This window comes from Fulvivirga ulvae (assembly GCF_021389975.1).
In the GTDB taxonomy this organism is placed as follows: Bacteria; Bacteroidota; Bacteroidia; order Cytophagales; family Cyclobacteriaceae; genus Fulvivirga; species Fulvivirga ulvae.
Window position 1 is genome coordinate 5528146 of record NZ_CP089981.1, and the last position, 11529, is coordinate 5539674.

At 43.2% G+C, this 11529-nt stretch carries 8 protein-coding genes; all 8 read left to right on the forward strand.

Annotation, left to right across the window (positions count from 1 at the left end; all coding sequences use genetic code 11):
- The first annotated feature begins 5 nt into the window (after positions 1–5).
- Genes LVD17_RS23285 through LVD17_RS23320 form a run of 8 tightly spaced genes read left to right on the forward strand, consistent with a single transcriptional unit; the run spans position 6 to position 11438 of the window.
- Positions 6–2198 (forward strand): methyl-accepting chemotaxis protein, encoded by a 2193-nt coding sequence (locus LVD17_RS23285; RefSeq protein ID WP_233761846.1) that lies wholly within the window; start codon positions 6–8, stop codon positions 2196–2198.
- 12 nt (positions 2199–2210) lie between these two features.
- Positions 2211–2672, forward strand: a complete 462-nt coding sequence (locus LVD17_RS23290; RefSeq protein WP_233761848.1) for a chemotaxis protein CheW — start codon at positions 2211–2213, stop codon at positions 2670–2672.
- A 16-nt stretch (positions 2673–2688) separates the two neighbouring features.
- A complete protein-coding gene (locus LVD17_RS23295) occupies positions 2689–3054 on the forward strand; it encodes a response regulator (RefSeq protein WP_233761850.1) in 366 nt (121 codons plus the stop codon).
- A 6-nt stretch (positions 3055–3060) separates the two neighbouring features.
- Positions 3061–5097 (forward strand): chemotaxis protein CheA, encoded by a 2037-nt coding sequence (locus LVD17_RS23300; RefSeq protein ID WP_233761852.1) that lies wholly within the window; start codon positions 3061–3063, stop codon positions 5095–5097.
- Between the two features lie 4 nt (positions 5098–5101).
- Positions 5102–6250, forward strand: a complete 1149-nt coding sequence (locus LVD17_RS23305) for an ATP-binding response regulator (RefSeq protein WP_233761854.1) — start codon at positions 5102–5104, stop codon at positions 6248–6250.
- On the forward strand, positions 6228–7091 hold the full coding sequence (locus tag LVD17_RS23310) for a CheR family methyltransferase (RefSeq protein WP_233761856.1): 864 nt from the start codon (positions 6228–6230) through the stop codon (positions 7089–7091). Before LVD17_RS23305 ends, LVD17_RS23310 begins: the two co-directional genes overlap by 23 nt.
- Entirely contained in the window at positions 7088–8164 is a 1077-nt protein-coding gene (locus LVD17_RS23315; protein WP_233761858.1) for a protein-glutamate methylesterase/protein-glutamine glutaminase, read from the forward strand. The genes LVD17_RS23310 and LVD17_RS23315 overlap by 4 nt, the downstream gene beginning before the upstream one ends.
- A gap of 58 nt (positions 8165–8222) precedes the next feature.
- Positions 8223–11438: a PAS domain S-box protein gene (locus tag LVD17_RS23320; protein WP_233761860.1), complete on the forward strand. Its 3216-nt coding sequence runs from the start codon at positions 8223–8225 to the stop codon at positions 11436–11438.
- The last annotated feature ends 91 nt before the right edge of the window (positions 11439–11529 follow it).

Sequence of the window (11529 nt, forward strand, 5' to 3'; positions counted from 1 at the left end):
TAATAATGAAATTTAATCTGTTTAGTCAAAAGAAAATTAAGGGAAAGCTGCTGGGCTCCTTTGCGATTGTACTGGTGCTTTCCAGCATACTCGCCGGCTGGGGATACTACTCTATCAACAGGGTACTGGAGATCCGCCGGTTAAAGGAAAACATAATGACCATTAATGAAATCGTTCTGAAAATGCGTAAGGCTGAGAAGGATTTTATGATGAGGGAAACCATAGATTCAGAGTTTATGGCAAGTGGTAAAAGCCGGTATGCTGAAGATATTGATACCTATACACTCCATCAGGACTCTATTATCAACGAGTTGCTGGCTAATGACTGGTCAGGATCTTTAGAAATAAAAAACGAACTATCTGATCTTCAGTCGTATCTCAACGGCTATCACGACACTTTCAGAAAAATTGTGGAGTCGTATCACAAACGAGGTTTTCAGGACTACGGCAACGAAGGCGAGCTGAGGGCTGCTATACACACTATTGAAAACTCTGACAAAAAGATCAATGAAGTAAGGATGCTTACACTCAGAAGACATGAGAAGGACTATTTTCTTCGCAAGGACCCTAAGTATATTGATCGGTTTAATGATGAACTCTCTCTGTTTAAGACGGAGCTTAACAATAACCTTTCAGACAGAGAACTGAAAGCGCAGCTTGACATCTACGGATCAAAATTTAATGATGTTGTAGCCATAGAAAAAGCCATCGGTCTTGATGAAAATAGTGGGCTGAAAGGTGAAATGAGAAGCTTTATTCACAACATAGAGCCTATGGTTGACCAGTTAAACACACTGGTTGATACCCGCACTGAGGAGATTACATACAATACTACACTTACATTTATCGGGGTTTTCATACTTCAGATTGCGATAGGTATTTTTCTTGCCATTGTATTCTCAAACAGGCTTACCACAAACATCCTGTCTATCAGAGGCGCTGCGCTTAAGCTTGCTGACGGCATTATACCCGAGCATCTTAAGATTAACTCTAAAGATGAACTGGGTGACACTCAGCAATCGGTAAATCAGCTGATCAACAGCCTGAATGACAGTGTAACTGTAGCTAACCTTGTATCAAAGGGCAACCTTCACAGTGCGCAGGAAGAAGCTAAAGAAAGACTTAAGGATGGAGATCTTGACCGGGCACTTAAGAACATGATTAAAAAGCTTACTGAAATTGTAAAGCATATCAATAAAGGGTCTGATGACATTGCCGTAGGATCAGGTGAAATAAGTAAGAGTTCACAGATGGTGGCCCAGGGATCTACCGAACAGGCCAGTGCACTGGAGGAGATATCATCGTCAGTGGAACAGATGGTGAGCAACATTAACCAAAATGCAGATAACGCCTCACAGGCCGAAAAAATGACCCGCGAGGCTGCTGACAAAATGAACACGGTAAAAGAAGTGACACAGTCTACCTTTAATTCAATCAGGGAGATTACTGAAAAAATAGATGTAATAAGCGAAATAGCTGACAAAACGAACCTACTGGCCATCAACGCTGCAGTAGAAGCAGCCAGAGCCGGAGAACATGGTAAAGGCTTTGCAGTAGTGGCCAATGAAGTCAGAAAGCTCGCAGAAAAGAGTCAGCAGTCAGCAGAAGGCATCATTGTACTCTCCAAAAGTTGTATCAAAGAGGCTCAGAACTCCAGCCACCTGCTCGATGAACTGGCACCTGACGTAATGAAGTCTTTCAACCTCGTACGTGAGATATCTTCTTCGAGCGCTGAGCAAAGATCTGGGGCTGAGCAAATCAACGTGGCACTATCTCAGCTAAACCAGGTTACCCAGCAAAATGCATCCTCTTCGGAAGAACTGGCTTCTGCTGCAAATAATTTCAACACGCAGGCCAGACAGCTTAAAGAGGTGGTAGCGTTTTTCAAACTGATAAAAACAGAAGAAGAATATTCACAAAGGCAGCAGGTGATCGACAGGATTGAGCAATTGAAGGCGCTGCTTGCGGATGGAAGCGGAAAACAGGAAAAAACAAACTACACCTACAACATCGCGGAAGCTACAGAAGTAAAAAATGGAGAGCATGCTCCGGCAAAAACTTACGCTAAAAACACGGAGACCTTCACGGGCCCGGCCATCCAGCTGGATGACTTTGATGCTGACTTCGACACCGACGATGAGATTGACCTTACCCAGGAAGAAGAAGGTAAGAAGAAAGACGACAGCAATAAATCCTAAAGCGCTAAACAGATGACTCAAAACAATCTACACGTACTGTTATTTACGCTGCAAAAGGAACTGTTTGGCATCTCAGTGATGAACGTTATCCGGGTGACCAATATTGAGAAGCTCATCCGAATCCCAAAAGCCCCGGCTTTTATTGCGGGCGCTATAAACTTTGAGGGAAATGTTATCCCGGTGGTAGACCTTGCCAGCAAAATAGAGCTTGGCACCTCTACTGCGTCACCAGGAACCAAGGTAATCATACTTGAGGTGGAGCATGACGATGACAGTCTTGAAGTGGGGATCATTATAGATGAAGTATTGGATGTGGCCCAGGTAGAAGCCGCTGCGCTGCTGCCTCCCCCACTGGATAACATGGGTTTCAACACCAGCGCCTTAACTGGAATGCACAAAATTGAGGATGACTTTTATATGATCCTGAGTGCAGTAAAAATTTTCGAAAAGGAACTGGCGTCGCTGGTTCAATAATTAACCGATCACGACAATGAATAAAAAAATAATAGTTGCTGAAGATTTTAATGTATCCCGCAAAATAATTGTAAGTGTTTTAACAAAACTGGGACATACTGTGATGGAGGCATCAAACGGCCTCGAGGCGGTGTCATTATTTGATGGCAGGCCGGTTGACCTCCTTATCACAGACTTTAATATGCCGGAAATGAACGGTGCTGAGCTTATTAAAACAGTTCGCGCTCATGATGAATATGCATACATTCCTATTTTGCTGTTGACCACCGAGGTCAATGAGCAAAAAATAAAGATGGCCCTTGATGAAAACATAACTGCCTGGATAAAGAAGCCTTTTCAGACCGATGAGTTTTTGAAAATAGTTAATAAAGCACTTCGCTAATATATCATGGATTTTCAGCAGGAATATATCGAAGAAGTAAGACAGATCCTTAAAGATCTGGAAAAGTCCCTGATGCAACTGGATGAGCGGCCCGAGCATCCTGACGAGATCGCAAATGTATACAGGTACCTCCATACTTTGAAAGGTAGCGCCGGAATGTTTGGCTTTCACCAGATTGAAAAGCTGACCCATGAGCTCGAATACCTTTACTCTGATATCAGAGACGGTATCAGGGTTCATGACGAGCAAACCATGGACCTTACATTGCATTCGGTGGATGTGCTCTCAGACCTGATTGAGGGTCAGCCCGCTGATGATGAAGTGGAAAAGATCGTTAAGACGGTGCAGGTCATGAGAGAAATACCTTCGTCACCCGCCAGTGACAATGCCGCCGCGGCATCAGGTAATCAGCTGCCGGCAGCTGTGATCATATTCTTCACACCCGACAGCAATATCTTTAAACGAGGAATAAACCTGAACGCCATACTTGATGACATCAGAGAGCTCGGCAAATCGGAAATCATTGTACACAATGAGTCTGTATCACTGGAAAAGCAACTGGAATCAAAAGAGCTTTCTTCATGGTTTGAAGTTTTACTTGTTCCCGAACAGGAAATGGAAGAAATCAGGGATGTTTTTATGTTTCTGGGCGAAAACGAGTATGAAATACTGGAACTAACCTCTCCCGAACAATTTGGGTCCGATCAATATACCAAAAGGATCTCCCTGAGTGATGAAGAGATCAACCGCAGATTAGACCTGCTGAAGTCATGGTCTCCCCAACTCTTTGAGATAGATGTTGCCGGAATATCCCACGAGCATGCGGCCGAGGAAATCCACCTCTCGCAAATTGCGGACGAAGCTCGTGAAAGTGAGGAGACTTTCTCTTTTGAAACCAAAAAATCAAAAAAGAACAAAGGGCATATAAGTGTCTCCACGCCCAAGCTTGACCAGCTGATCAATATAGTAAGTGAGCTCGTCACTTTCAGGTCGGAGCTGCAACACCTGATGAGTGATAATCGCAACACCAGAGTGGTTGAAGCCATGGAAAAGCTTGATTTTCTTACACTAAGACTTCGGGATTCAGCTTTTAATATCAGGCTTGTGCCTTTAAGTATACTACAGGTAAAGCTTCAGCGCCTGATCCGCAGTGTATCCAAAGAGTTGCATAAAGATGTTGAGTTCATTACAGAAGGTCTGGATACTGAGCTGGACAGAAGTATTATCAATGCTCTGGAGGCCCCATTGATGCATATCATCCGCAATGCGCTGGATCACGGTATTGAGCAACCGGCAGAAAGAGTGGCAAGAAACAAACCGGAAAAAGGTTTACTCAAACTGTATTCTTACAATAGTGGTGATCACGTATTTATCCAGGTGCAGGACGATGGAAACGGAATAGATTTTGACAAAATCAGGGAAAAAGCAGTTGCCAAAGGCCTGTTGAATGCCCAGCAAACCTACACGGAAAAAGAATTGATCAACGTCATGATGTCGCCGGGTTTTTCTACAGCCAGTGAAGTAACCACGGTCAGCGGACGAGGTGTGGGTATGGATATAGTTAAAAAAGAAGTAAATGCCCTGCGGGGCGATGTAGAGATCAGTTCTGAAAAAGGATTGGGTACAATCATTACACTGCGACTACCTCTGACGCTCACCATTCTCGACACACTCGTGGTTAACGTAGACCATCAGAAATATCTCATACCTGTCAGCGAAGTGGAATACTGCTATGAAGAGCTTCATACTAACCTTTTTGATAAGAAAAGCCGCCACATACGCTATGAGAAGCAGCTGATCCCATTCTTTTCTCTTCGTGAATATTTTGACAGAACAGAATATCCGGAAAAAGAAACGGTAATAGTAGTGAATAAAAATGATACAAGGGTGGCTGTAGTGGTGGATGGAATAGCGGGGCAATACCAAACTGTATATAAACCGTTAAACGAACTCCTGCAGCCTGTAGACTGCTTTTCGGGGGCATCAATTCTCGGTGATGGTAGTACAGCATTGATATTAAATGCTCTGAAACTTAAAAATTAACACTATGGCTCACGCTTATACTATTTTGGTAATCGATGATATGAAGAGTATTTTCAATGCTATCTCTTCCATCTTAGTTAAGCACGACTGTAAGGTAGAATATGCTGAAAACGGGCGACGGGGTCTGGAATTGGCTCGCAAAGAAGCTTATGACCTGATTATTCTGGATATTCATCTCCCCGACAGTAGCGGGTTAGATATTTGCAGTATTATCAAAAACATACCAGCTTATCATTATCGTCCGGTTTTGCTACTTACATCGGATAATAACAATCTTGAAAAAGGCCTCATGGCAGGTGCATCGGATTATATTATCAAACCTTTCAATACCGTGGAAATGCTTGCCCGCGTTTTTACACAAATCAATATCAGCAAAGCTCATATTTCTACACGCGAACAGGAGCAAAAACTCAGGGAAGATCTGAATAAGGAACGTACAAAACTTATTGAGGCTCAGAAAGACCTGCAAAGCTACTTTTACCAGACATCACACCGCCTGGGCGCTCCATTGAGTACGCTCAAAGGCCTTTTAAACCTCCATAAAATAGAACACCCGGAAGTAGCCCGGAATATATACCTGAAACTCATTGAAGATTCTATCGGAAAAATGTGCAGGATCAATGAACAGGTAGCCCGGATAGGCAACCTGAGATCCTTGTCATTAAATCCACGGACTTTCTCTCTGCACTTCGCCCTGGAAAACCTGATCAGACGACATCCTTACGGAAATCATAACATTGAGTTGAATATTGACAGAAGTACTATACTCCTGACAGACCTCAATTTCTTCCTCAAAGGCCTTGACCCGATTGTTAAAAATGCCTTACATTATTATCGTAATGGTGAAAACGGCCCCGGTAAAATCTGTATTACCACGATCCAGGAGAGTGGCAAAACACTATTAAAAATTAGTGATAACGGACCTGGCATCCCCGAAAAAGAGCTTTCAAGGGTTTTTGAAATGTTTCATATCAGTGATGAAAAGTCAACCGGTAATGGCCTCGGACTTTTTATAAGCAAAGTGGCCCTGGAGCGGCTAAATATGCCTATCGATATCGATAGCAAAGAAGGCTGTTATACCTCTGTAATTATAGACTTGTCAAGTAAGATTCTCAGTAAAGAAAAAACATATGAAACCACAGGAATCCGGTAAGCCAGAAATGATAACATCACGGGAAATAAGTGATGAGCATTTCGATCGTATCACGAGCTACCTTAAAAAGAAATACGGTCTTCGGATTCCGGCAGAAAAAAAGATCATGCTCGAATCGAGATTCCTGAAAAGACTTCATGCCCTGAACATGACGTCCTTTTCAAACTATATAGAATATGTTTTCAATGAAGGGAAAACTGATGAATACCTAAATTTCATTGATCTGGTCACTACACATAAAACCAGCTTTTTCAGAGAAGATTATCAGTTTAATTTTATCAACAAAATATTGCCGCTGTATTGCCCTAAGACCTCAGGTAACCAGCGGCTGAATGTATGGAGTGCAGGGTGTTCGACCGGTGAGGAGGTTTATACACTGGGCATGGTACTTCATGAGTTTAAAAAGCAGCAACCCAATTTCGATTACAGAATTACCGGAACAGATATTTCAAGGCCTTCCCTATTACAGGCTGCTACAGGAACCTACCGGCGGGAAGAACTTCACGGGCTTTCTAAAAACCTACTCAACAGCTATTTCAGTTTGCAGAATAACGACACGATAGCCACTTTTTCCAACAACGATGTCAAAGCCCGTGTTAGATTAGGTATGTTGAACCTGAATAATCCAGTTTACAAACTTGAAGATACCTTCGACTTTATTTTTTGTAGAAATGTAATCATATATTTTGACTTTGAAACTCAGCGCAAGGTACTTGAAAAACTTGTTGCGAAACTCAGGCCGGGCGGATACCTGTTTCTGGGCCACTCCGAAACAGCAATTGGCACTTCCCTGCCCATTCGCAGTATTCAACCTACTATTTATCAAAAGCTAAACCTATGACCCGCATAAAAGTATTAATTGTGGATGACTCCGCCCTGGTGAGGCAAACCTTCAAAGCTATACTCGAAACTGATCCTTCCATCAAAGTTATCGGTACTGCCGGCGACCCCTATATCGCGGTTCAAAAAATCCATAAGGAAAAGCCCGATGTGATCACACTGGATATAGAAATGCCCAAAATGGATGGTCTGACCTTCCTGTCTAAGCTTATGCGTCAGGCTCCAATGCCGGTGGTGGTTATTTCAAACCAAACTTCCGATGGTGCCCGTATAGCTCTGAAAGCCCTGGAAATAGGTGCTGTTGACGTAATGACCAAACCCGACCTTAGCACCGAAGGACATCGTGCCGAATCGGGCATCAACCTGGTTGACAAAGTAAGGTCAGCCTTTTATGCAGGGCAAAAATCACCCCGACCAAATGCATCAAGGCCAGAACGTTCCTCAACTACCGTAAGCACTCTTGCTGGCAGGATGCAAAAAGTGAGATTCCCACAATCTTCGATCATTGCTGTAGGTGCCTCAACAGGCGGTACGGAGGCTATAAAATCATTTCTTGAAGTGCTTCCTGCCGAGATGCCCCCGATCCTGATTGTGCAGCATATGCCGGAAAAATTCACCACAAGTTTTGCTAAAAGGCTTAATGAAACCTGTGCTTTGCATGTAAAGGAAGCTGAAAATAATGAGCCAGTGCTCAATAATACCGTTTATATTGCACCGGGCGACCACCACATGTCAATATTACAGGTCGGTTCCAGGCGGATTATCAAGATTACAAGCGGTGAGCTTGTAAACCGGCACCGTCCCTCCGTTAACGTATTGTTTAATTCAGTTGCGCAAATTGTACGGCACAACAGTATTGGCATCATACTGACAGGTATGGGAGATGACGGCGCCACCGGAATGAAGGCCATGCATCAGAATGGTGCTTATACGATTGCTCAGGACGAAGAAACATCCGTAGTATACGGCATGCCTTATAAAGCTGTGTTGGCCGGAGGTGTAAAAGATGTGCTGCCGCTGAACGATATCCCTTATGCAGTTTGTAAATATCTTGAGATGGATGGCAGAGATTAATTACTAATTTTAGCAATTGCAACATCAGATAAGTATTTTCATTTAAAAGATTAACATAGTGGCCTTATCCATAAAAGCACCCTTCCAGACCGGCGTTACGGACGATCTCAGTTATCCGGAGAGGAGGCTAATAGTTTTATCCAACTATGTGGCATTTATACTTTCATGTGTCAATATCCTGCTTCTTGTTATCATCCCTCAAAACCATAACCTGGCTACGCTGTTTGAGACCTCTGTAGCACTGGTTTTGTTTACCATTCCGTTCGCATTCAATCATTTGCATTTTCATATTTTTAACAGGTTTTATCTTTCATGGTTGCCCCCCATGCTCATAGCTTTCCATATGATCACACTTATGCGGCAAAGCGAAAGTATACCGGCTACTACGTACGATGGTTTCAGGTTTTACATCCTGGCATGCGGTTGCATCCCTTACCTGCTTTTCGGGAAAAATGCTCCCTTTAAACTTGCTCTGGCTATTTTACCAAGCTTCCTGCTCCTCGTATTTGCCGATACCCTGTTTACATGGACCGGCATTGGCTATCATGCAGTAGGTATACCTGATCCGGGATACAGCTTTACACCTATCCGTGCCTTTATGGCTTACATCATCATCAGCGGAAGCTGCCTGGCTCTTAAAATATTAGTCGAGAAGGGTGATGATTTCAACGTGAAGCTCCTTCACGAACTTGACCTCAAAAACAAAATACTGAAAACTCAGGCCCGGGATGAACTGAATAAAGTTAATCAGGAACTTCGGGAAAGAGAGTTTAAGTACCGCAGTCTGTTCGAAAAAGCCTTTGATCCTATTCTAATAATCAACTTTTCGGGCCTGATCACTGATGTAAACACAGGGTTTATTAAACTCACGGGCTTTCAAAAAGAAGAACTGGTAACGCGAAGCATCCTTGACTTCTTTGATCAGAGGGATGCTGATAAGTTTCCGTTGAACCACAAAAACCTGCAGGATGAAGAACACCTTTATTACGAGACCAAGGTCTTAAAAAAGGACGGCTCTATAGTGGAAGTTGAGGTGAGCGTACAAACCTCAGGCGATAACCGCATACTTGTGATCATGCGTGACCTGACTGACCTCAGACAGGCATACAAACAACTGGAGGAAAGTGAAGCACGGTTTCGTACTGCCTTTGAACATTCGGCTATCGGTATGGCACTGGTGTCATTTGAAGGGCGCTTTCTTAAAGTTAATCAGCAGCTTTCGCAAATAACAGGTTATACAGTAAATGAACTGATGGACCGCAAGTTTCAGGATATCACTCTTCCAGAAGAGCTCGGTCCGGACATGGAACTTTTCAGGGAAACCCTTGAGGGGAAAAGGTCAAGCTATCAGAGAGAAAAAAGGTATATTCATAAAAACGGAGGAGTGATCTGGGTGAATATTTCCGTTTCCCTTGTCAGGCACAACAGCGGTATACCTTTGTACTTTGTTACTCAGATAGAAAATATTACTGACCGAAAAAAGGCTGAAAATGAGTTGATGGAGGCAGAAACACGGTTCAGGACACTGGTTGAAAAATCACTGGTTGGTGTCTATATCCTTAAAGAGGGAAAATACAATTATGTTAATCCGGCATTTGCTGATATTTTTCAATATGAACCCAATGAGATAGTCAACGAGCTGCCTATAGAAGCACTCATCTACCCGGAAGACCATAACCTTTTATATAAGAATATTGACAGCCGGTTTAACCGCAAAGCCGACAGCATTAGGTATGAGATCAGAGGAGTCAAAAGCAACAATGAAGTAGTATGGACTGAGATATTTGGCAGCCTCATCCCCTACCAGGGAGGTGAAGCCATTATTGGTACCCTGATAGATATTACGGAAAGAAAGAGCTTTGAAGAAAAACAAGCCCTGCTATCATCCATAATCATTTCTTCGGATGATGCCATTATCAGTACCTCTCTGGATAATAACATTAACTCATGGAATCCTGGTGCTGCAAGAATATTTGGCTACACTGAGCAGGAAGCTTTAGGAAGAACACTGGCCGAACTTACTCCGCATGATCTAAGAAAATCAAACCCGGGATTTTTCAGGGCAATCAGCACACAAAGCTCAATAGAACAGTATGAAACACAGTGGGTAAGACGTGATGGTGAAATTATTGACGTTTCTCTCAGTATTTCGGAGCTGAGGGATGACAAAGGCAACAACATTGGCACGTCCATAATAGCTCAGGACGTAACCTATCGGGTGCAGGCAGAGCGGGCTATCCGCGAGAGTGAAGAGCGGTACAGAGTACTTGTCGAAAATGCCACGGAGGCATTGGTGGTGATCGACCTGGGTACAGGTAAATTTATAAATGTAAGTGAGAGTGCCGTAAGGCTGTTCAAATACTCCAAAGAAGAGCTTTTTCAGCTTGGCCCTGTAAGTATTAGTCCGGAGTATCAACCCGACGGAAGCAGGTCAGAAGAAACGGCGCATATCAGGCTTGCCGAGGCTGTACAGCAAGGCGCCTCATCATTCGAATGGACACACCTGGACTCCACGGGCAGAAAAATACCCTGTGAAATAAGACTGGTACTGCTTCCCGGTGAAGATAAAAGGCAGGTCAGAGGAAGTATTGTAGATATAAGCGATCGATTGCAAAAGGAAAAGGAACTGGCAGAGGCACAGAAGAAAATTGGCGAACTCAAGCTCATGGCACTAAGGTCAGTAATGAGCCCTCATTTCATTTTTAATGTACTCAATTCCATTCAGTATTATATAATCAAAAATGACCGGGTAAATGCCATCAATTATTTATCTACCTTTTCCAAACTGATCAGAAGTGTGCTCACTCACTCCATTGACAACAAAATAAAGCTCTCGGATGAGCTGGATATACTGAAAAACTACATTGACCTGGAACTTGCCCGGTTTGAAAACAAATTTGAATATGTGCTAAATGTAGAAGAAGATATTGATACGGATTCCATCGAGATACCTTCTCTTCTCTTGCAGCCCTATATCGAAAATGCCATTAATCACGGCCTGTATAACAAGCAAGAGAAGGGGCTTCTGGTCGTCAATATATTTGAAGAGGGTAACTTCATTTACTTCCGGATTGAAGATAACGGAATTGGCCGGCAGGCAGCCATGGAGTTGAGGAAAAAGAATTTTCCCGCTCACAGATCTATGGGAGTAAAATTAACTGAGGAAAGACTCCGGCTTATCAACGAAGAGCAGCGAATTACCTTTCATATTGAGGACCTTAAAGATGGTGATCAGCCTGCCGGAACACGGGTTACGATCGGCATGGCTTTTTGATCCACAAGGTGCTGGAAAGCAAATTGGTACCTAACGATATATAAGCTGATACTACAATAGGATAACCGTAAATAATCTGCTATATTCATTA